At 31.5% G+C, this 22,070-nt stretch carries 17 protein-coding genes; 16 read left to right on the forward strand and 1 reads right to left on the reverse strand.

Annotated features, from left to right (window positions below; all coding sequences use genetic code 11):
- Window positions 1–27: 27 nt before the first annotated feature.
- The 12 genes from B5E75_RS02795 to B5E75_RS02855 all read left to right on the forward strand — a co-directional run bounded on the left by B5E75_RS02795 (window position 28) and on the right by B5E75_RS02855 (window position 16,230).
- Complete coding sequence (locus B5E75_RS02795; RefSeq protein WP_087357275.1) at window positions 28–390, forward strand: TnpV protein; 363 nt, start codon at window positions 28–30, stop codon at window positions 388–390.
- Between the two features lie 235 nt (window positions 391–625).
- Window positions 626–913, forward strand: a complete 288-nt coding sequence (locus B5E75_RS02800) for a DUF3892 domain-containing protein (RefSeq protein WP_162607625.1) — start codon at window positions 626–628, stop codon at window positions 911–913.
- A 56-nt stretch (window positions 914–969) separates the two neighbouring features.
- Window positions 970–1,527 (forward strand): restriction endonuclease subunit S, encoded by a 558-nt coding sequence (locus tag B5E75_RS02805; RefSeq protein ID WP_087357277.1) that lies wholly within the window; start codon window positions 970–972, stop codon window positions 1,525–1,527.
- Window positions 1,517–3,139: a type I restriction-modification system subunit M gene (locus tag B5E75_RS02810; protein WP_087357278.1), complete on the forward strand. Its 1,623-nt coding sequence runs from the start codon at window positions 1,517–1,519 to the stop codon at window positions 3,137–3,139. The genes B5E75_RS02805 and B5E75_RS02810 overlap by 11 nt, the downstream gene beginning before the upstream one ends.
- Window positions 3,140–3,546: 407 nt before the next feature.
- The gene (locus B5E75_RS02815; RefSeq protein WP_087357279.1) at window positions 3,547–4,839 is read left to right on the forward strand and encodes a restriction endonuclease subunit S; all 1,293 of its coding nucleotides are present in this window, start codon (window positions 3,547–3,549) and stop codon (window positions 4,837–4,839) included.
- A 16-nt stretch (window positions 4,840–4,855) separates the two neighbouring features.
- Entirely contained in the window at window positions 4,856–5,803 is a 948-nt protein-coding gene (locus tag B5E75_RS02820) for a TIR domain-containing protein (protein WP_087357280.1), read from the forward strand.
- A gap of 13 nt (window positions 5,804–5,816) precedes the next feature.
- Entirely contained in the window at window positions 5,817–8,954 is a 3,138-nt protein-coding gene (locus B5E75_RS02825) for a type I restriction endonuclease subunit R (protein WP_087357281.1), read from the forward strand.
- Window positions 8,954–9,676: a M48 family metallopeptidase gene (locus B5E75_RS02830; protein WP_087357282.1), complete on the forward strand. Its 723-nt coding sequence runs from the start codon at window positions 8,954–8,956 to the stop codon at window positions 9,674–9,676. The genes B5E75_RS02825 and B5E75_RS02830 overlap by 1 nt, the downstream gene beginning before the upstream one ends.
- 281 nt (window positions 9,677–9,957) lie before the next feature.
- Window positions 9,958–12,975, forward strand: coding sequence for a DUF4268 domain-containing protein (locus B5E75_RS02835; protein ID WP_087357283.1), 3,018 nt, complete (start codon window positions 9,958–9,960; stop codon window positions 12,973–12,975).
- An 842-nt stretch (window positions 12,976–13,817) separates the two neighbouring features.
- Window positions 13,818–14,147 (forward strand): DUF6664 family protein, encoded by a 330-nt coding sequence (locus B5E75_RS02845; RefSeq protein WP_087357285.1) that lies wholly within the window; start codon window positions 13,818–13,820, stop codon window positions 14,145–14,147.
- A 274-nt stretch (window positions 14,148–14,421) separates the two neighbouring features.
- A complete protein-coding gene (locus B5E75_RS02850) occupies window positions 14,422–15,174 on the forward strand; it encodes a hypothetical protein (RefSeq protein WP_087357286.1) in 753 nt (250 codons plus the stop codon).
- Window positions 15,175–15,303: 129 nt separating this feature from the next.
- A complete protein-coding gene (locus B5E75_RS02855; RefSeq protein ID WP_087357287.1) occupies window positions 15,304–16,230 on the forward strand; it encodes a hypothetical protein in 927 nt (308 codons plus the stop codon).
- Between the two features lie 149 nt (window positions 16,231–16,379).
- Here B5E75_RS02855 and B5E75_RS02860 read toward each other — a convergent pair whose 3' ends face one another.
- Complete coding sequence (locus B5E75_RS02860; protein WP_241146611.1) at window positions 16,380–17,378, reverse strand: DNA recombination protein RmuC; 999 nt, start codon at window positions 17,376–17,378, stop codon at window positions 16,380–16,382.
- Between the two features lie 552 nt (window positions 17,379–17,930).
- Here B5E75_RS02860 and B5E75_RS02865 point away from each other — a divergent pair.
- The 4 genes from B5E75_RS02865 to B5E75_RS02880 all read left to right on the forward strand — a co-directional run bounded on the left by B5E75_RS02865 (window position 17,931) and on the right by B5E75_RS02880 (window position 22,030).
- Window positions 17,931–18,458, forward strand: coding sequence for a helix-turn-helix domain-containing protein (locus B5E75_RS02865; protein WP_087357288.1), 528 nt, complete (start codon window positions 17,931–17,933; stop codon window positions 18,456–18,458).
- Window positions 18,459–18,529: 71 nt separating this feature from the next.
- Window positions 18,530–19,405: a MurR/RpiR family transcriptional regulator gene (locus B5E75_RS02870; RefSeq protein ID WP_087357289.1), complete on the forward strand. Its 876-nt coding sequence runs from the start codon at window positions 18,530–18,532 to the stop codon at window positions 19,403–19,405.
- 4 nt (window positions 19,406–19,409) lie between these two features.
- Window positions 19,410–20,432, forward strand: a complete 1,023-nt coding sequence (locus B5E75_RS02875; RefSeq protein WP_087357290.1) for an alpha-hydroxy-acid oxidizing protein — start codon at window positions 19,410–19,412, stop codon at window positions 20,430–20,432.
- Window positions 20,433–20,566: 134 nt separating this feature from the next.
- Window positions 20,567–22,030, forward strand: a complete 1,464-nt coding sequence (locus tag B5E75_RS02880) for a glycoside hydrolase family 1 protein (protein ID WP_087357291.1) — start codon at window positions 20,567–20,569, stop codon at window positions 22,028–22,030.
- Window positions 22,031–22,070 lie beyond the last annotated feature (40 nt).

Consider the following 22,070-nt stretch of genomic DNA (forward strand, 5'->3'; position numbering starts at 1 on the left):
GAGATGCAAGATAGGAGGGAAATGACAATGAAAAAGATCAAATATAACAAAGTAGGAGATTATGAGTTTCCATCATTAAAACAAGAAAGACCTTTACCCAATTTATCAAGATTTGGAAGAGAATATCTAAGAATATTAAAAGAAAAACATCCAGGACATTACCTTGCTTTACGAGTAAGAGACGAACTGAATGAAGAATTGATTCGTTTTGATAAAGAGTTAAATCAACAATATGAAACCTTTGTTGAACAATACAAAATATCAAGAAATATAACAGAAGAATTAAAGAAACAAGATCAAATGAAGTGGGTGAAGGAAATGAATGATATCAAATATTTTGCTAAGAATATGTTAATAGATGAATATAAGTATTTGATTTTGATCTGGTGATTTATAGTATAAATATAGGAAAAAGACCTGTTTTTTCAAAAAAATCAAGTGTAACATACTTACACTTGATTTTTTTTGAAAAATATGTGATAATGATTTTGTCAAATGAAAAAGCTCTATATCCCAAGGCTGAGTAAGGACATAGAGCTTAGCATCTTGCGATACTATAACACACATTCATTTTATTAAAAGATGCTGCATTTGTCAATATAAAATGAAAGGAGGACCTTGGTTTATGGTCTATATTGATGCAGTACATTATGAAAAAAATATATATGGTTTTGAAGTGATTTCACACTTGAAATGGACAAATACTTTGTCGCAACCTGCCACAAACATTTGTACTAAAAGTGAGTTGATTGATTTTATTAACAAAAATCCTAACAGTACAAAAACTAAATATTATAATTCATGGAAAGGCTGGGTTGTTGGCGAAGATGTGAGAGTAGTAGATAATAGCTATTTGAGAACTGATTCCAATAATATTAAGGCTGATAATTTGGGCTCTCTCCCTAGATTTTAAAAAAATAGACCAATGAAGCTCAGCATCGATTGGTCTTTTTTTGCGAAGGTGGTTTGATGAAAAAGAAATTAAAAGATGTGGCTAAAATAAAATTTTGTTTATCACAAAAAGTGATTTCAGACGAAAAACATAAAATAATAACGCCAATTAATTTATTGGAGAATAATGTCATAGATAATTTTGTTTTTGATGATAGGGTTCGAGTTAATAAAGATACAAAAGTACATAAAGGAGATATTCTTATAAAAAGAGTAAGTCCTTCATTTGTAAATTATATTGATGAGATTGATGAGGATACGTATGCTTCTGGAAATTTGATAATAATTTCGGCAGTATCTGTTGAATCTAAATATCTTGCTTATATTCTTAACAAAGAAATTTCAAAGATTACTCAATCTCTATCTGGAGCAAAAATCCCGTCTATTGGAAGAAATGATTTAGAAGAGATAGAGGTTCCAATCCTTTCTATAAAAAGGCAAAAAGCAATTGGCGATTTGTGGCATAAAAGTATTGAAGTTTATAAATTAAAAACAAGGTTAAATGAGTTAGAGTTTATTAAAGTAAAAGGGATTTTAAGTGAATTGGTGAATGGAGGAGAGCAAAATGTCAACTAAAAAAACAACTTTTGAAGATATCAAAAATGCTTTGTGGGCAGGTGCAAATACATTTAGAGATAATATTGATGCTTCTAATTATAAAGATTATGTCTTGTCTATGTTGTTTGTAAAATATTTAAGTGATACTTTTGAAGAAAGTGTAGAAAATCTAAAGAAAGAATATGAAGGGCTTCGACTAGAAAGACAAATTTCTAATCTTCCTTTTGTCCTTAAAGAGGAATATACATTTAATTATTTGTTAAAAAATAAATTTTCTGTAGACATAGGATCTAAAATTAGTGAAGCTTTAACTGGAATTGAGAGCACAAATGCGATTTTGTCTGGAATTTTTAGAGGCATTGATTTTAATAGCGAAGCTAATTTGGGCAAGAAAGAGCAAAAGAATCCACTTTTAAGGACGTTACTTGAAGATTTTGCTGATTTAGATTTAAGACCTAGCCATATTGAAACGAAGGATAATGAAGTTCCAGCTGATGTTGTAGGAGATGCTTATGAATATATGATAGGTGAATTTGCAACTATGGCTGGGAAAAAAGCAGGAAGTTTCTTTACTCCACAGCAAGTATCAGAGGTTATGGCGCAAATTGTATCTCCACAGGAAAAAGACCGTATATATGATCCTACTTGTGGATCTGGCTCTTTGCTTATTAGAGCAGCAAAAAAAGGAGGACTTGACAAAGTTTCAATATATGGTCAAGAGGTAAATAATTCAGCTATATCTATGGCAAGAATGAATATGTTTATTCATGATATAAAAGATGCACATATAGCTTGGGGAGATACTCTCGCAAATCCTCAACACCTAGATAGCGATGGAAATCTTATGAAATTTGATTGTATTGTTGCTAATATGCCTTTTAGCAAGAACAAATGGGCAGAAGGTTTTAACCCCGGCGGTGAGGTTTCAGTTGACGAAGATGAATCTAATGCTAAATCAACTAAAAAGGGTAAGAAAAAAGAGTTTAAGATGGAGCCGTCTCTTGATAGACATCATCGATTTGACTTAGGTGTACCACCGGCAAGTAAGGGAGACTGGGCATTTTTGCTCCATATGATTGCGAGTATGAGCGGAAATGGAAGAATTGCGGCAGTTGCTCCTCACGGAGTTTTGTTCAGAGGTGCATCTGAAGGACGAATTCGTCAAGCGATAATTGAGAAAAATCTGATTGATGCTGTTATTGGGTTGCCGGAAAATTTGTTTTATGGTACTTCTATTCCTGCATGCATTGTTGTATTTAGAAAAGGGCGTACCACAACTGATGTTCTTTTTGTTGATGCTTCGAAAGATTTTAAAAAGGAAAAAGCAAAGAATAAATTGCGTGACGGTTCGAACGGAGAACCGAACGACATCAAGAAAATAGTTGATACTTATAAGGCATTTATAAATGGAGAAGAAACAGCAGAACAAGAAAAATACAGTCATGTTGCAACTCTCAATGAAATTCAAGAAAATGAGTACAATCTGAATATTCCACGCTATGTGGATACTTTTGAGGAAGAGGAACTTATAGATTTGGAGAGTGTAAACAAGGAAATTGCAGAGATTAAAACTCAAATTGCTTCACTTGAAAAAGAGATGAATCAATATATGAAGGAACTTGGTTTATGATTGATATTGTGACATATAGTGAAAAACTATTGAAAACATTAAATATATAAACGAGTACGAAGAATTTTGGTATACAAGAGAGCTGCGGGTAGTTCTTATATATGTAAAATGGTTGAGATCGGTTCAGGAGCAGAACGCAAAATCGATGACATTATGCTTTCCTGATATGCGTGCTATCTAATTGTAATGAAAGAAAATCTAAAAAAGGAAGCCATTGCAGTATGTCAAACCTATTTTGCTGTTAAAACAAGACAGCAGTAAATAGTTGCTAATTTTGACATACTAACAGAAGTAAAGTGGCATTTAGCAATCTAAAATGAAATTTTCTGCTGGGTGTCATTTGTGGTAGGCACTGTCATTGGGATTGTGGGTATTTTAATTGGAATTATCGTTTAGGAGGTCGGCATATGACTGAAGAAATAAAACAAAGAATAGAAATTATAAAAGCCGGAAAAGTGCCTGTCGGCTATAAAAAAACTCAATTTGGTGTTTTCCCCGATGATTGGGTTACTGATAAAACATTAGGCGACATGTTTCTTTTTTATGGCGGTTTAGGGATATCAAGAGAACAGTTGGGTAGTAAAGGAATAGCATATTTGCACTATGGAGATATGCATAAAGGAACTTTCAAAAAAGTTTCTTATGAACAATATAGTTTATTACCAAAGTATGATATACAACTAGATGGAAATGAAACATTTCTTATGAAAGATGGAGATATTGCATTTCTCGACGCATCTGAAGATTTAGAAGGGACTTCAAGATCAGTGTTGATCGATAATCCTGATAATAATTTTTTTATAGCTGGTTTACATACTACTCTGGGTAAATCCAAAGATGATTTTTTAGATAAGTGGTATAAACAGTATATTACAACAACAGATGTTGTAAAAAAACAGTTTCAGGAATTGGCTGTAGGATTTAAGGTGTACGGCGTTAATCGCAAAGAGATTACCAAAATAGTAATACCATGTCCTAGCAAAAAAGATGAGCAAAACCGTATCGCAAAAATCCTGTCTAAGTGGGACAAAGCAATTGAGTCACAGGAAAAACTGATTGAAAAGTTAGAATTGCAGAAAAAGGCTTTGATGCAGAAAATTTTTATTCCCTCAAAGGAATGGGATGAAAGAACTTTTAAAAGTCTTTATGATAAGGCTGGAGAAGGAGGTACACCTAGTACTTCTGTTGCGAAGTATTATGATGGTGGTAATATTCCTTTTATAAAAATCGAGCATCTTAGTCATAAATACATTGAAGAAGTTGATTCGTATATCACGAAAAAAGGACTGGAAAATTCAGGAGCGTGGTTGATACCAGAAAACTGTATTTTATTCTCTAATGGTGCAACTATAGGAGAAGTTGCTATAAACAAGATATCTGTAGCTACTAAACAAGGAATTTTGGGTATCGTTCCTGCTAACAATATTGATGTTGAGTTTCTTTATTATTATTTTAGTACAAGTTATTTCTTATCTTTAGTTGCTTCGATAACAACTAAAGGAACAATGCCAATTGTTTATTTAAAAGATTTAGATAAATTGAAAATTAAAATTCCACCATATGAGATGCAAAAAAAAATATCGCAGTATATCTCTTTGTTCGATAATGAAATAGCTCTTAATAAAGAAAAGTTAAAGAGCATAACACAACAACAAAAAGCAATGCAGCAGTTGCTGTTAAAAGGAATCGTAAGAGTATAAGGAGGAATTTTGATATATGAAAGAATGGTTATCTATACAAGGTGAATTCAAAAAAGAAAATAACGCAATTAAATTTATTGGAGGAGATGCGCCGTATAAAGATATTCAAACTAATGAGATGAAAGATGGAAGTAAATATGGTATATTGCTCTTCGATGAAAACTTTTTTAACGGAACCATAGAAATGACTTTAGAATTTGATGACTTATGCGAAGGCGACGAGGCAGAAATAATATATAATTATACTGGAGATACTAATTTCTCTTGTGTCGGAATTGCGAACACCTTTTTTAAGTTTGAATATAAAAATTTTAATGGTAATTGGAATTTAAATAAATGTGTTGGTCAAACCACATTAGAAAAGTGTAAAAAATATTTATTGAAAGCAGAAATTATAGGATCTATTTTGACTCTATTTGTTAATAATATAAAAATTTTCAGTACTTATTTAAAAGATCCTCAAAATCGCACACAAGTGGGAATTTGGGCAAGAAGTAAAAGTTCAATAACTATACACGATTATAAAGCTATTACTGAAAAACCAAAAGCTTTTGTGGTAATGCAGTTTGGTGAAAATTATAATGATTTATATCAAGATGTAATAAAAGATGTGTGCGAAAAAAATGGCTATAGTGTATATAGAGCTGACGAAGGATCAGGTACAGGATTAATATTAAACGATATTGTATCTGCTATAAAAAATTCAGCTTTAGTAATTGCAGATATTACACCAGATAACCCTAATGTCTTTTATGAGGTAGGTTTTGCACATGCTTTAAATAAGCCAACAATATTATTAAATGAAAAAAGTCAGCGTGAAAAATTGCCTTTTGATATATCTGGTTTTAGAACTATATTTTATGATAATTCTATCGGAGGTAAAAAACTAGTAGAAAAAAAGCTAACTCAATTTATTCAAAATATTAATTTAAATATACCATCTGGATATTTCACAGAAAAGTAAAGGAGTATTCATTATGCCAAACCATACAATTTTTAACGAACGTCCGGAATGTCAGGATAGGCTTATACAAATTTTAGTCAATATGGGATATGAATATGTTTCACGCAGTGAAGCAGAAAGTAAAAGAAAAAATTTGTCTTCCGTACTGTTTGAAGATGAGTTGATTCGCTTTTTACGAAAACAAACATATATATACTATGGACACGAATTGCTTTTCTCGGGGAAATCTATTACAAAAGCGATTAAGGAATTGGATGCTTCTCTTTTGCAAGGTCTTTCTATGGCAAGCAAAGAAATTTATAATCTCATTACTTTGGGAATCAGTTTGGAGGAAAGCATTGCAATAGACAGTGATATTCCAGTAAAACAGTCGTTTGACTTGCATTATATTGATTTTGAGCATCCTGCAAATAATATTTGGCAGGTAACAGAAGAATTCAGCGTTCAGCGTCCAAACGGAAGTTATGCTCGCCCTGATGTTGTTTTAATGGTCAATGGTATTCCTCTTGTTGTAATTGAATGCAAAAAGTCCAGCATCGATGTTATGGAGGGTGTTCATCAAAATGTCCGCAATATGATGCCTGACTTTATCCCTCAGCTATTTAAATTTTCCCAACTTGTAATTGCAATGAATCCACAGAAAGTTCTTTACGGTACAGGTGGGACAACATCTGACTATTTTGTAGAGTGGAGAGAAGATGAAGTTGAATGGCAGGATGAAATCTGCAGAAAATGTTCGCCGTACAGTTCAATTTTGGAGCAGGATAAAATTGCAGTCTCTTTGCTCAGTAAAGTAAGACTACTTGATCTGGTTCAGAATTTTATACTTTTTGATAATAACATCAAAAAGATTGCAAGGCATCAGCAATACTTTGCAATTAATAAATCTATGGACAGAATTAATGGTAAAGATGGAAGTTCTTCAAAAGGCGGCGTTATTTGGCATACACAGGGAAGTGGAAAATCTCTGACAATGGTTATGCTAGTTAAAAAAATTCAGGCAGTAAAAGGATATGAAAATCCCAGGTTTATCATTGTTACAGACCGTATAAACCTTGATAAACAAATCCGTGATAATTTTGCTAATTCTCAAATGGCACCTGTTCGTGCTGCGACCGGAAAAGGACTTAATTCTTTGTTGAAGAATAAAGATAACATCGTTATCACAACACTAATAAATAAGTTTGAAACAGTGTACAAAAATAGATATTTAGAGCCTGACAGCGATAAATTCTATGTATTGGTAGATGAGGCGCATCGTTCTCAGTATAAATCGATGTTTAATTATATGAAAGAAGTTTTGCCGAATGCAACGCTGATTGCGTTTACTGGCACACCGCTTATTGCAAAATCAAAAAAGAATACTTACAAAACTTTTGGAGAGCCGATTCATAACTATACAATGAAGCGAGCGATAGAAGATGGTATTACGGTTCCGCTTGTTTATGAAGGGCGTAAAGTCAAACAGGAAGAACCTGCATTGACGATCAACAACTATTTTGAAAGTTTGACTGATGGTCTTCCGCAAGAACTTAAGGATAAACTTTCAGACAAGTTTAGTAGATTTAAGGCTATATCAGAAGCCAGAAGCCGTATCAATTTAATAGGATTTGATATTGCAGATCATTTTAAAAATTATTGTGTTCCAAAAGGCTTAAAGGCGATGGTTGTGTGTTCTTCACGAGCAGCAGCGGTTGAAATGTATGAAGTGCTAAAAGGTATGTCCGGAATTAACCCTCGTGTAGTAATCACATTTGGAGATAAGAGAGAGGGTGATGATGACGAAACCACAGATGAAACTATAAAAAAAATAAGGGCATATTATCAGAAAATGGTAAAGCCTTTATTTGGCGACAATGACGAGAAATATGATGATCATGTTTGTGAAGATTTTAAAAACCCGGAAGGCGAAATCAATATGCTCATTGTCAAAGATAAGCTGTTGACCGGATTTGATGCCCCTGTTGCCGGTGTTTTGTACTTAGATAAATCTATTCAACAACATTCCCTATTACAGGCTATTGCAAGAGTGAATCGAGTTTATAAAGGGAAAGATTTCGGCTTGATTGTAGATTATTGGGGAGTTTTTAAAAAGTTAAATAAAGCAATAGATATGTATGAAGACGCTGAGTCCGGAATGAATGGATTTGATAAAGCCGATATTGAAGGCGCTATCTTTGGTCCGATTGATGAAAAAAATAAACTGGCAGCAGCGTATGAAAATCTAATTACTATGTTTGAATCGATTAAAGATTCCCAATCTTCTGATGTTTGGCAAAAAAGTCTTGCTGATGAAAAAACAAGAAAAGAGTTTTATAATAAACTAAAAGAATTTGCTAACTTACTCAATTTGGCATTATCTAATCGGGATATATTTGTAGAGGTAGGTTTTGAGTTAATCGAAAAATACCGCAAGGAATATTTATTCTATCGAAAATTAAAAGATAGTGTTATGCTACGATATGATGATGAAGTTGATTTGTCTAAGTATGAACAAGGGATAAAAAACCTAATTGATACTTTTGTGAATGCAACAGATATTGTATCTGTAGTTAAGCCGGTTTCTATCGGCGATGAAAAAGCGATGAAAAGGCTTCTTGAGAATATGGATTCAAATGAATCTCGAGCTGATGCGATAAAAACAAGAATGGAATCTAAACTCAAACAGATAAGATATGATGATCCATTGCTGTTCGAGGAATTTTCGTCTAAAATTAAAAAAACTATTGATTTATACAATGAAACACGCGACGCAGATGCGTATTTAGAAAGTATGAAGATAATGGCTGATGATTTTAGAAACGGAATAACCTCACAAGATTATCCTTCTCAAATTGCAAACGACAGTGATTCAAAAGCATTTTATGGTGCTATTATTACTCAACTCAAAAAAAATGAAACAATAAAAGTTATAACTGATAAAGAGGAATTGATTGCAAAATATTCGTACCGAATTAAAAAAGTTATCAGCGATAATGCAAAGCGAGACTGGAAACACAACGAGGTTGTACATAAAGCGATGCACAGAAATTTAGATGATTGTTTATTTGATATGTTTGAAGATATGGGCATTGTCATTGATAAATCAAATATTGATTTGCTCGACTTAATTATTGATGAAATAATGAAAGTTGCGGTGGCGAGATACTGATGAATAAGTATATTCTAAAATTAACATCCCCTTTTGATAAAACCATTGTCTGTATCCATCATAAGAATATCAAAAACATTCATCTTAAAGTTTTTAGGGATTTGAAAGTTGTTTTGTCTGTGCCAAATGGAGTAACAGACGAGTGGATTACTGAGTTTCTTATTAGTAAATCAAGTTGGATAGAAAAGCAACTACAAAAATACAAACAATCGAGCGGATATAATAACTTAATTGATATCAAAAGTGGAACATCTACTCAATTGTTAGGAAAAGATTGTAGAATCATTAAGAAAATCTCTGAAAAAAATTATGTGCTTGAGGATGAGAAAAATATTATTGTTTATGCAAATAAAATGAGCAAGAAACATCAACAAGTATTAGAATATTGGTGGCGTGAAAAAGCATATAAGACTTATCAGAATGAGATGAACGAACTCTATAATAAGATTTTTAAAAAGTATGGAATAGAAGAACCGTCTTTATATGTCAGAAAGATGAAGACTTTATGGGGAAGCTGTACACCGTCAAAAAATAAAATTACAATAAATGAGTATTTGTTAAAAGCTAATATTCGTTGTATACAATATGTTATCTTGCATGAATTAACACATCTTATTTATCCGTATCATAATAATGAATTCTATACTTTTCTGACTATTCATATGCCTGATTGGAGTGAAAGAAAGAAACAATTAGATTTTGAGGTTGTACAAGGAATATGATAAAAATAGAGCATATATATTAATGTGAAAAATAATTTTATATACATAAAACATGAGTTTAATGTAAATTTTGTTAAATGAATATGATGAGTATAACAATTCATTTTGTTTATATTTGATTTATTCATAGAATATAGAAAGTATTTTGAGATGCTCTGAATTAGAATTTTATTTGTAAATTAGTTTTTAATGTTACAGAAAGTATGATAAATCAAGATATTAAAATGATATACGTATTTTGTAAAAATATATTACAGTAAGGAATCGTAGGAGGAAAATTTATGAAAGGCTCTGAAGCTAAAATGACTGGCTTTATGGAAGGTGCTGACAAACGTTATGTGATTCCGGTATACCAGAGAAAGTATGATTGGAAATACGAAAACTGTCGTCAATTATACGAAGATTTAAAGAAAATAGCAATTGATGGTAGAGATAGCCATTTTTTTGGTAGTATCGTTTCTGCTATCGTTCCTAATGGCAGTAAAATAGAATATCATATCATAGATGGTCAACAAAGATTAACAACTATAACATTATTGCTTTTGGCAATTCGTAATCTTATAGCTCAAGGTAAGGTAAAGACAGACGAAGATAAACTAGATGATCAGATTAGCCAACGTTTTCTTATTTCGCCATGGGCTAGTGAAGATGATAAGATAAAGCTTCGCCCAGTTAAGAGTGATAGAGATGCACTTGCAAAATTGTTTGGAGATGAAGAAGATTATGATCATAGTTCTAATCTTACAATAAACTATCAATTTTTCTATGATATAGTAAAAAAAGAAGAAATTCCAGTATCAGACTTATATGCTGCAATTGGTAAATTAGAAATTATCAGTATTACGTTGGATCAAGGAGATAATGCGCAACTAATTTTTGAAAGTCTAAATTCAACTGGTTTAGCACTTACTGAAGGTGATAAAATCAGAAACTATGTATTGATGGGACTTCCTGCTCAAGAACAGACAAAGTATTATGATACATATTGGGCAAAAATTGAAAAATGCACTAATAATGATGTAAGTGGTTTTATAAGGGATTATTTAAGTATAAAACAGCAAGTTACACCAACAATCAGTAATGTATACAAAGCATTTAAAGATTATGCAGAATTTATTTCTCTTCCTATTGATGCATTGCTTTACGATCTTCTTCGTTATGCGAGATTCTTTGAAAAACTTCTTACTTGTAAGAGTGGATTAAAAGAACAAAAACTGGATGATTGTCTGTATCGCTTAAAACGACTAGAAATTGTTGTTACCCGTCCATTTTTAATGGAAGTGTTAAGGTTACATCAAGATAAAAAATTGTCGACAGAAGATGTACTAAGAATTTTTTTGATCACAGAAAATTATTTATTTAGAAGAAATATCTGTGAAGTTCCCACAAACGCATTGAATAAGATTTTTTTAAACTTAAATAAAGAGATTTTTCGATACGATAATACTGTAGATGATTATGTTTCAAAATTTATTTATGCTTTGCTTTCCAAAAGAGAGAGTGGGCGTTTCCCAGATGATGATGAATTTAGAATGGCTCTTTCTGAGAAGCAAGTGTATCTGATGCGCGGTAAGTATAAAGCATATTTATTTGAACGTTTTGAAAATTATGGAACTATTGAAACTAAGGATGTGTACACTCATCTTGATAATAATGTATATACTATTGAACATATTATGCCACAGCATTTGACCCCCGCCTGGAATGAAAGTTTGGGAACAAATGCAGCTGAAATACATGAAACATGGCTTCATCGGTTAGCAAATCTTACTTTAACCGGATATAATCCTAATTTGAGTAATAATACTTTTATTGAAAAACGTGATGCCAAAGTAGGTGGTTACAAGGAAAGCGGATTAAAGATGAATCAGAAAATCTCTACATTGCAGAAGTGGGGGTTAGAAGAATTAAAAGAACGTAATGAAGAAATGTTAGAACTAGCAATGAAAATCTGGAAATATCCGAAAACAGATTTTTCACCATTAGAAAAGGAATTTGATTCATGTACTTTAGATGATGAAAATTTTGATTTTACTGGAAGAGATATTGCTAAGTATAGCTATTTAAATATTGAACAACCTGTAACGAGTTGGACTGACATGTTTGAACATGTTATTAAATACCTCCATCAGAAAGATAAATCTGTACTTATGACGCTTGCTTATAGTAAGAAGGAAAATACTGACCTTGCTAATTATGTTTCAAATAATGAATCTAATTTGCGTAGTGCACTCAAAATAGATGAAAATCTATATATTGAAAAAAATACAAGTACAGCACTTAAAATGTCTATTCTAAGAAGAATTTTTACGTTGTATAAAGTGGATCCGATGGATTTGATTTTCTATCTAAAAGATTTTAAAATCAAGAAACTTTCCTATGCGAATAGATTTGATATTAGGAGGCGATATTGGGAATATGCACTTCCAATTATACAAGAAAAAAATATGTATAGAGGTACATTTAGTGGATGTAATCCAACTACTTCAAACACTGAGTCTGGTTTTTTTGGTATAAGAGGAATATGTATAAGTTGTATTGCAAACTACGATAATGCGCGAATTGATTTCTATTTAGGCAATGGAGAAAAAAAGAAAAATAAAGAAATTTTCGATACATTGTATAAATATAAAAATGAAATTGAAATCAAATTAGGAATATCATTAGATTGGAATAGAGCGGATGATTATAAAGCATCATGGATTAGTTATTATCTTAATAATGTAAGTATTACAAACGAAGCTGATTGGCCAATAATGGCGAAGTTTCATGCAGAATGGAGTGATAAGATTTCTTCCATAATGTTAGAATACTTGCTTACTGATGAAGAGAAACGTATGGATAATATTGTAGCTATTTTCAAAGAATGGGCACAATCAAAATCAGAAATTCATCTTGATGTTTCTAGATGTAATCGAACTTATACCCGATTTACTACAAATAAAATGAGTTCAATTCTACCAAATATTCCTGGATCACCAAGTGGGTGGAATACGGATAATCATTATTTTTACGAAATAGTAAATAGAAATGGAAAGCAATCTTATATTCAGTTAGTAATTAGTTCAAAAAATATTACTGATGATTTTCGAGGCATATGTGATGAAATTAATCAACACTATCCTGCTAAGTTGAAAAAAGATAATTGGCAGTGGCGAACTCCATTTAGGACAAAAACGTTTGACCTTGGTGAAAATTTAGATAAGATGGATATTTTATCTAAATTGAATTCTTGTATGGATGAGGTACTTGCGTTTGAATTGGATTTGAGTAACAAAATGGGAAAAAGTTTAGAATGATAAGTTACTATAGTTTATTTCATTAATACTGTAACTACATATTTATTGTGATATCCTCCTATGCTTGTGCTACCGCTTTGATACCACGATGGTTAAAAGAATTAATAAAAAGAACAAATTATAGTGAAAATAGCTAAATTTCCATACACAACGTTAACAAATATGTTCACTATAGATATTTCATTTTGGATTTCGAACAGCGTATTGTCTGCTACAAAACTAACACAACTCTTACCGTGCAACACAAGCTGCTGGGCGAGGAAAAGTTCTGTCCGATGACATTGCGTGGTATCAGTTACACCGAAAAAGCCGCCGCAGGTGAAATGCTTCTTGCGATTTTCAATGAATATCCTTTGTCCGCACCTATCGAAATCGGCTCATATCGCTGCTTCAAAATGGAGAATTTCTACGATAAGGTGGGTACTCATTACTACCTTAACTTCACGGGCAAACAAAGTATAAGGTGGAATTAGGCTCTGACCCTTTAGAAAACCTGATCTGAATTGAAAACGAGCTTGCCAAGCTCCCCCGCACAATTGGAAGATGCACAGACTAAACGGGAGGAAACTATCGCACAGCCTGAAACCGCAAAAGTCGAGGTACAAAAGCCATTTACCTTTGAGGAAGAACTGAAAGAAAAGTCGGAACAGCTAAATGTTCTCAATATCGAGCTAAATCTGGATAAAAGAGACCCTATCGTACTATATGCAGAGCTAGAACAAACCGATGAACAACCCAAAAGAAAATGTGCAAATCATGAGAGATAAAGCGGTTTGCAGATTTATATTGCATTATTTGGGGCAATATAATAATGACAGATAGAACAAGTCGGAGGTGCAAAAATGTCTGGAGAGTTCAGATTTGAAACCTTTGTAGATACCCACAGCAACATTTTTAATGAGTATTTAAGCTCTGTTATCGCTCATCTTTCTAAGAAAAACGAGGAATATAAAGCCATTCAGAATAGGATTGAGAGTCTGTATCAGCAATACCCTAAAGTGTTGAGCGTGTTTGATAAGGAACAGGCGGCAGAACTGACAAAGGAAGAATGCACGGCGGTTATTAAAGTGACGGAATTAAAAAACAGGCTTACCGATATGGAATTGCAGTCGGTTTACTTCCGTGGTTGCTATGACAGTGTTGGGTATCTCAAAAAAGCAGGAATATTATAACAGACAAAAGCGTCATTGGCGTGAAGCTGATGCCGCTTTTACATAGTCGAAAAGTGGAAAAATTAACATATACATGCTATAATAACGATAATAAATCTTATCAGACAGGAGAAAAGAAAAATGAAGTATGATAAGGCAGAATTAAAAACTGGTATTCCAAAACTATAAATTAATTATCATGGCTTTATAATAAGTTTTTATGTAGATAGTAAGCAAATAAAAAACATATATCGATTTAAATAAAGTGTTTAATTGTTCGAAGGGTGTGAAAAATATGCTTAATGTTAATTATGATTTAAGATATGTTGCTTTTTTAGATTTGATGGGGTTTAAAAATATGGTTAGTCAATCAACTAAAGATACTGTTATTTTAAAGACCATAAATCAGGCGTTAGATTATACTGGTCATATACAACACGATAATTATAATGGAATAATTCCGATGGTTGAATTAGGAAAGCGAGTAACAGCATTTTCTGATAGCGTTGTGATATCGTATGATGCATCAATGCCAGGTGCGGGTTTTCATGTTTTAATGGATCTTGTGCATATATGTAATGATTTGTTGGGACTTGGAATTCCTGTCAGAGGAGCGGTTACAGTGGGACAACTTATTCATACCGAAAGAAAATGCTTTGGACCTGCGATGGTTGAAGCTTATTTAATGGAGTCTGAAAAGGCAAAATTTCCAAGAGTAATTGTTGATTCAAAAGTAATTGAATATGATTTGAAGAATCCAGGCAAAGCAAATACAGTTAAATATGAAGCAGAATATTTAGACAAAATAATACAAAAAGATATTAATGATGATGAATATTTTTTAGACTATTTAAAACAGTGGAATGAATTTGATGAGCCTGAAATTTATGATAATTATATATTAAGAACAAAAAGATTTATTATTGAAAAATTATCAACATATAAAGATGATGAGAAAATATATGAAAAGTATGTGTGGTTAAAAAAATATTACAATACAACAATCAGAGAGGTTTATTCAAGTCCAGAACAATTACTTATTCTGTAAATTACTAACGAATTCGTATTGTTCAATTCCATTTTTTTACTTATCAGCAAACTATATATTCGCTTACATAGCCGAGAGGTGTAAAAATCATACTTATATGGTATTATTCAATTAGAAAGGATGATGAATATGGCTACATTTAAGGATAGAGATGTATTTGAATTTTGCGAAAAACTATTTGAGCAGTTGAAGAAACAGGATAATGGTTATTTTCCACATAGACATGATAAACAGGTTTTTGATAAGGCTGCGGAGCATTTTAGTATGAATGTTGATGAAGTTGATAGGATATATGGTTCATACACAAAACTTGCTGCCAAAGTAGAGATGATGAAAATCAATAGATTGCCAAAGGTAAAGCGACAAGATGCAATGATGCGTAAGATACAAGATATTATGTTGAATAATAAAGATTTACCATTTTATAAAATGGAAGGTGATCCATCAGAGCCAATAATCCCCGCAACAGATATTATTGAAGAAGAATTTAAAGATTGCATAGCTGAGATTGCACAGTCAGGGTGGACAATTCCGTTGACAATAGATGTTGAGAGATTGGACGAGTTGAGGGCTTGTTCTTCAAACCATACAGATATTGATGCGTTTTTCTCAGCATTTTATTCTGATGATGTATTAGATGGTTTGTACGATACTATTTATAATTCTATTGATAATTTGGGACAAAAGAAAAGGTTTGAAGAGTGTTATATAATTTTCAAACAGGGATTATATTCATCTTGCTTGACAACTTTGACCACAATTTTAGAGGGTGCTATTTCTACTTTTGGCGATGACCCTAAAGATGTAAGAATAAAGAGAATATGTAATTTCCACGCAGAAGAAGAAAGAAATAATGGAAATAAAATCAAAAGTTTATGTTGGCAATCAATGTATGAATATACAAAGTTACTATTTGAAAAAAGCGATTTTTCAAAAGCTGAGCCAGATGAAGCTAATCGTCATTGGTTAGTTCACGGAAGAACAAGCCAAATTGGAGATAAATTGGATTGTATTCGTTTAATAAATGCACTTACTACCTTATCAAATCTAAAATAATACAGAATATATAGCCGAGAGGTTTTCCTTGTGAAAATCCATCGGCTTTTTCTCTTATATTTTGATAAGCCCACCAAATAAAAAACAGTGTTTTTGTAGTGAACCCAAAAAGTTAGACCAACTTTAGGAGGTCACTACAACTACAGCTTCTATTTTTCATCATCTTGTGGAACGTAACCATCATGAATACTAATAATTTTCTTTCCAATTTTTTTGGAAGAAGTTTTTACATCATCAAATGATTTTTGTAATGTAGCAATATTACTATCCACTTTATCTAATCGTGTATATAACCTGTCTACATCTTCATACATTCTTACTATATCTTTTTCTAATGATTTGATATTTTTACTTCTTTTGAAATCTTTTGTCACATTTACTAATGTAAAGACTATACCAATTAGCGTAGTTGGACATGTAATAAGAACATGTTTTTTATGTGCAATCTCTATTAATTCACTACAATATCCGCATAAATACATATAAATTGCTTCGCTAGGAATAAACATTATAGCATTTTCAACAGTTTCAGATGTTATATATTTTTGAGATATATCATTTATGTGTTTTTTAATATTTAATTTAAATTCTTTTTCGAAGTTGACTTTTTCTAATTCAGAAAAATTATCATTAATCATATTTTGATAATTTTCTAATGGGAATTTTGAATCAATAATCATAACTTTTTCTGTTCCAGGTAAATGAAGAGCAACATCGCCAATACTTCCGCTTTTTAATGAATATTGTATTTCAAAGATTTCTTGATTATCACCAGCATAAACACTTAACAGATTATTTAATTGATATTCTCCCCAATTCCCTCGAGCTTTTTTATTAATCATGATATTATTTAAAGAAATGACTTTTGAAGCAATATCTTCAACTTTTCCTGAAGAAATCGTAGATTCTTTTAATAAATCTTGAACATTCTGATTCATATTTCTTAAACGTTCTGCAATTGTTTCTTCTTTTTCTATAGATTTAAGGCTATTTTGATTCAAAGAATCAATTGACTTTTGTTGGCTGTTTATTAATGCATGTAGTTGGTTCATTTCTTCGTTTTTCTTAGACATTGTTTCAGTCATTGATTGAAGTTTTAATACTAGTCCTAAAAGAATGATAATACCAATAAGTAAAATTATTTCCAATTAAATCCCCTCCCAAAATGTTAAATATTGTTAATTTTACTTTCAAAATTAATATATCAAAAATGTAACTTTTTATCAATTAATGACAATCCAATGATTAAGTAAAAGCAAATATTATTATTAATATAAGAAATTAATGGTACTATTTTGGTACTAAGATGTGTTGTATATAAAAATAATCAGAAGATACAAAGACAAAATTGCGCTAAAAAGTAAGTTAAAAGTACTCATTAAATCTAAAAAATAATAAGACTTATCATACGTTGGTGAATAATAAGTATTAAAAAACCTTGATAAAATCAAGGTTTTTTTGTTAATTTTAGTTCACAAAATTAAATGTTGATCAAATTTATACGATAAAAATAAAGAAAAACAACCAGTATTGGAAGCTACAAAGAATTTTTTATGTTACTTTGTAAAAAGAATAGATAATTTAAAAATATGCTTTATACAGAAATTTAATTCATTTATATCAAAATATTTATTGCATATTCCTATAAAGTCATACTTTTTCCATAAAGAGATGCTACTATAAAAGTAGGAGGGAAAGTTATGGATACACACAATATAGGAAGTTTTATAATAAGATGTAGAAAGAAAAAAGAAATGACTCGAAAAGAGTTGGCAGAACAATTAGGTGTAAAAGAACAATTAGTCAAAAAATGGGAAACGAATCTGTCATTTCCCAAAGGGACAGTTTTATCTTCTTTATGTGATTGCTTAGATATACGTGTTGAAGAACTGATTTTAGGTGAACATATAGAACAAGACGAACTACTAGAAAAATCAGAACAGATTATTTTAGAACTTTATCATAAAAAGAGTGATGATGCATTTCTAACATATAAAATGATATGGTTTTTTATCCTTTTGCCTGTTGCTGTTTTTCTATTTGCATCTATACAAACAAATTCTTTCATTAATGATTGTATAAATATGCTTTTTATCTTTACACCATTTACACTTATATATGGCTTTATAAAAATAATATCTTGTCTTTTACAAAATCGAGATTATTTTAAATATTTCTTACTCACTTCATGGAGTTTATTTATACTTGTTTTCTTCTTTTTTAAATAGAAATGTAGAATATAATAAGGATAGTCTATATTTTTAATCCTGAAAAATGTTATGATATAGAGGGTGATAACATGTTATTAAAGGATAAAATGACAAGTATAACTTTGACAAGAGTAGAACAGGATATTGTTGATTATCTTCTTAGTCATCAATCTTTACTTCACAAATTATCAACGAGAGATATTGCTAAAAAGGTATATTGTTCATCTTCGGCTTTGATTCGATTAGCCCACAAATTAGGCTTTCAAGGCTATAGTCAATTGAAAGAACAATTAATCAAAGAGCAGGAATATCTTGATTCTCATTTTGATCATATTGATGCTAATATACCTTTTACAGAATATGAAACGATGATGGGGGTTGTAGGAAGTGTTTATCAAGTTATTCAGGAAGCTATGAATGATACAATTTCCCTATTACATCATGATAGTTTGCAAAAAGCTGTAAAAATAATTAATCAATCACAACATATCTATATATTTAGTTTTAGTTCATATATATCATTGGCAACTGTTTTTCAACAAAAAATGTCAAGAGTTCATAAGCATGTTATTGTACAAAGTTGTCCGGGTGAAGACAATTATCAAGTAGATATGATGAATAAAAATGATTGTGCAATTATTATTTCATACTCAGGTGAAAATCAGACATTATTAAGTGCTTCTCGTTTGATTAAGCAGAAAAATATACCTATCATTGTTATAACGAGTCTAGGGGAGAATACATTAAGTCATGATGGAGAAGTTGTTCTTTATATGTCAACGAGAGAAAAACTGTTTTCAAAAATTGCCAATTATACTTCGGAACATTCTGTATCATTATTATTTGATATTCTTTATTCATGTTATTTCCGTTTAAAGTATCAAAAGAATTTAGAACATAAGATACATTATTCTAAATCTGTAGAACAAGAACATTTTTCATCAAATCAAATGATTAAGGAGTGAGAATATGAAAACATATGCAGATGTTTTGAAAAATGCAAGAGAGTGTATAGGACCATATTGTAAAGCGTGTCCGGAATGTAATGGAAAAGCCTGTCGTCATTGTATTCCCGGTCCAGGAGCTAAAGGTGTAGGAGATGTTGCGATTAGAAATTATGATCAGTGGAAAAAAATAAGAGTGCAAATGGATACAATTGTTGAAAACAAGGAACCGGATCTTACCCTTCATATTTTTGATCAGACATTTCGTTATCCGATTTTTGTAGGTCCAGTTGGTGCGGTTCAAACTCATTATGGTAAACAATATGATGATATTACATATAATGAAATCATGGTGTCAACTTGTGCTCAGTTAGGAATTGCTGCTTTTACAGGTGATGGACTTGATCCTCAAGTTATGATTGGTGCCTGTCAAGCTATCAAAAAAGTGCATGGTAAAGGGATTCCAACAATTAAACCTTGGAATAAAGACACGATTCAAGAAAAACTCACTTATATTCAAGAAGCATATCCTATTGCTGTTGCAATGGATATTGATGCAGCAGGTTTACCATTTTTAAAAAATATGAATCCACCTGCAGGAAGCAAAACCGTATCACAATTAAAAGACATAATATCCTTGTGTGATGCACCATTTATTGTTAAAGGAATTATGACGGTAAAAGGCGCAGTAAAAGCTAGAGAGGCAGGAGCAAGTGCTATTGTTGTTTCTAATCATGGTGGGAGAGTTTTAGATCAGACATTGTCAACAGCAGAAGTTTTAGGTGATATTGTTGATGCTGTTGGAAAAGATATGAAAGTTTTTGTTGACGGAGGTATTCGCAGTGGTGTGGATATTTTTAAAGCACTGGCTTTAGGTGCTGATGCTGTGATGATTGCTAGACCATTTGTGACAGCTTTATATGGTGGAAAAGACAAGGGTATTGAAATATATTTAAAGAAATTAGTTAGTGAATTGGAAGATACAATGAAAATGTGTGGAGCAACATCATTAAAAGATATAACACGAGATATGATTGTATGTCTTTAATTCAATCACTGTTCTAATTTAAGGCATAAAAATCAGATGAATATGAGAGCATTGTTTTAAAATGGTACAATGCTCTATTTTTTTATATTAAGTTGTGATAAAAAGATGATATGAAATAAAAGGAGGTAGAAAATATGAGTTTTCCAGAAGGATTTTTATGGGGTGGGGCACTTGCAGCTAATCAATGCGAAGGTGCTTATTTAGAAGATGGTAAGGGATTATGTGTACCAGATATGATTTTGGGTGGTGATCAAAATACACCACGAACAATTTGTAAGATTATTCAAGAAGGAAAGTTTTATCCAAGCCATGAAGCGATTGATTTTTATCATCACTATAAAGAAGATATTAAATTATTTTCTGAGATGGGATTTAAGATTTTAAGACTATCTATCAATTGGGGAAGAATTTATCCTCATGGGGATGATTTAGAACCTAATGAAGCAGGACTCCAGTTTTATGAAAATGTTTTTGATGAATGTTTAAAATATGGTATTCAACCAATGGTGACTTTATCTCATTATGAGATGCCTTGGCATCTTGTTGAAAAATATCAAGGATTTTATTCAAGAGAAGTTATTGATTTCTTTATAAAATATGCGAAAACATGCTTTCAAAGATATCAACATAAAGTGAAATATTGGTTGACTTTTAATGAGATTAATGCTGGAACAATGGGAGATCCTCTTGCTAGTCTAATGGGACTTGGTTATATGACAAAAGAAGATTTACAAAGAGAACAACCATGTTCGTTTGATGAATTGAAAGATAACCCTCAACAACGTTATACAGCTTTGCATCATCAACTTGTTGCCAGTGCATTAGCAGTGATTGAAGGACATCGTATAAATAAAAATTTGATGATTGGCAATATGATTAGTCATATCACATGGTATCCTCATACATGTCATCCTCAAGATATTTTAGCGTGGCAACAAAAAGATGCATTGTTCAATGATTTTTGTGCAGATGTACAGATAAGAGGAGAATATCCAAATTATATGATAGCTTATTTAAAAAATCATCAAATAGATTTATCTTATATTCTAGAAACTGATTTAGATATTTTGAAGAAAGGAACTATTGATTTTTATACTATGTCTTACTATATTTCTAATTGTGTAAGCGCAGATCCTCATGCTGAGCATATTGGTGGCAATCTTGTTGGAGGCGTTAAAAATCCTTATCTTAAAGCAAGTGAATGGGGATGGCAGATTGATCCTCTAGGCTTAAAATACACACTAAAAGCTGTTGCAAGTCGTTATCCTCATATACCGATTATGATAGTTGAAAATGGATTTGGAGCTGTAGATAAAATAGAAAAAGATGGTAGTATTCATGATGATTATCGTATTGAATATTTTAGAGCACATATACAGGCTATGAGTGAGGCTATTGATGAAGGGGTACCTTTAATAGGATATACAAGTTGGGGACCTATTGATATAGTATCAGCGGGGACAGGACAATTTTACAAAAGATATGGATTTATTTATGTAGATAGAAATGATGATGGAACAGGGGATTTGTCAAGATATAAGAAAGATTCATTTACTTGGTATAAAAAAGTTATTGAAACAAATGGAGAGGAAATATAAATAATGAAGGTAAGGCATGAAACCTTACCTTCATAAAGCT

It is taken from the genome of Massiliimicrobium timonense (genome assembly GCF_002160865.1).
Taxonomy (GTDB): Bacteria; Bacillota_I; Bacilli_A; order Erysipelotrichales; family Coprobacillaceae; genus Allocoprobacillus.

What these genes read in the sequence shown, in the direction of transcription:
- B5E75_RS02795 (WP_087357275.1), top strand. Translation starts at nt 28, where the DNA reads ATGAAAAAGATCAAATATAACAAAGTAGGAGATTATGAGTTTCCATCA.
- B5E75_RS02800 (WP_162607625.1), top strand. Translation starts at nt 626, where the DNA reads ATGGTCTATATTGATGCAGTACATTATGAAAAAAATATATATGGTTTT.
- B5E75_RS02805 (WP_087357277.1), top strand. Translation starts at nt 970, where the DNA reads ATGAAAAAGAAATTAAAAGATGTGGCTAAAATAAAATTTTGTTTATCA.
- B5E75_RS02810 (WP_087357278.1), top strand. Translation starts at nt 1,517, where the DNA reads ATGTCAACTAAAAAAACAACTTTTGAAGATATCAAAAATGCTTTGTGG.
- B5E75_RS02815 (WP_087357279.1), top strand. Translation starts at nt 3,547, where the DNA reads ATGACTGAAGAAATAAAACAAAGAATAGAAATTATAAAAGCCGGAAAA.
- B5E75_RS02820 (WP_087357280.1), top strand. Translation starts at nt 4,856, where the DNA reads ATGAAAGAATGGTTATCTATACAAGGTGAATTCAAAAAAGAAAATAAC.
- B5E75_RS02825 (WP_087357281.1), top strand. Translation starts at nt 5,817, where the DNA reads ATGCCAAACCATACAATTTTTAACGAACGTCCGGAATGTCAGGATAGG.
- B5E75_RS02830 (WP_087357282.1), top strand. Translation starts at nt 8,954, where the DNA reads ATGAATAAGTATATTCTAAAATTAACATCCCCTTTTGATAAAACCATT.
- B5E75_RS02835 (WP_087357283.1), top strand. Translation starts at nt 9,958, where the DNA reads ATGAAAGGCTCTGAAGCTAAAATGACTGGCTTTATGGAAGGTGCTGAC.
- B5E75_RS02845 (WP_087357285.1), top strand. Translation starts at nt 13,818, where the DNA reads ATGTCTGGAGAGTTCAGATTTGAAACCTTTGTAGATACCCACAGCAAC.
- B5E75_RS02850 (WP_087357286.1), top strand. Translation starts at nt 14,422, where the DNA reads ATGCTTAATGTTAATTATGATTTAAGATATGTTGCTTTTTTAGATTTG.
- B5E75_RS02855 (WP_087357287.1), top strand. Translation starts at nt 15,304, where the DNA reads ATGGCTACATTTAAGGATAGAGATGTATTTGAATTTTGCGAAAAACTA.
- B5E75_RS02865 (WP_087357288.1), top strand. Translation starts at nt 17,931, where the DNA reads ATGGATACACACAATATAGGAAGTTTTATAATAAGATGTAGAAAGAAA.
- B5E75_RS02870 (WP_087357289.1), top strand. Translation starts at nt 18,530, where the DNA reads ATGTTATTAAAGGATAAAATGACAAGTATAACTTTGACAAGAGTAGAA.
- B5E75_RS02875 (WP_087357290.1), top strand. Translation starts at nt 19,410, where the DNA reads ATGAAAACATATGCAGATGTTTTGAAAAATGCAAGAGAGTGTATAGGA.
- B5E75_RS02880 (WP_087357291.1), top strand. Translation starts at nt 20,567, where the DNA reads ATGAGTTTTCCAGAAGGATTTTTATGGGGTGGGGCACTTGCAGCTAAT.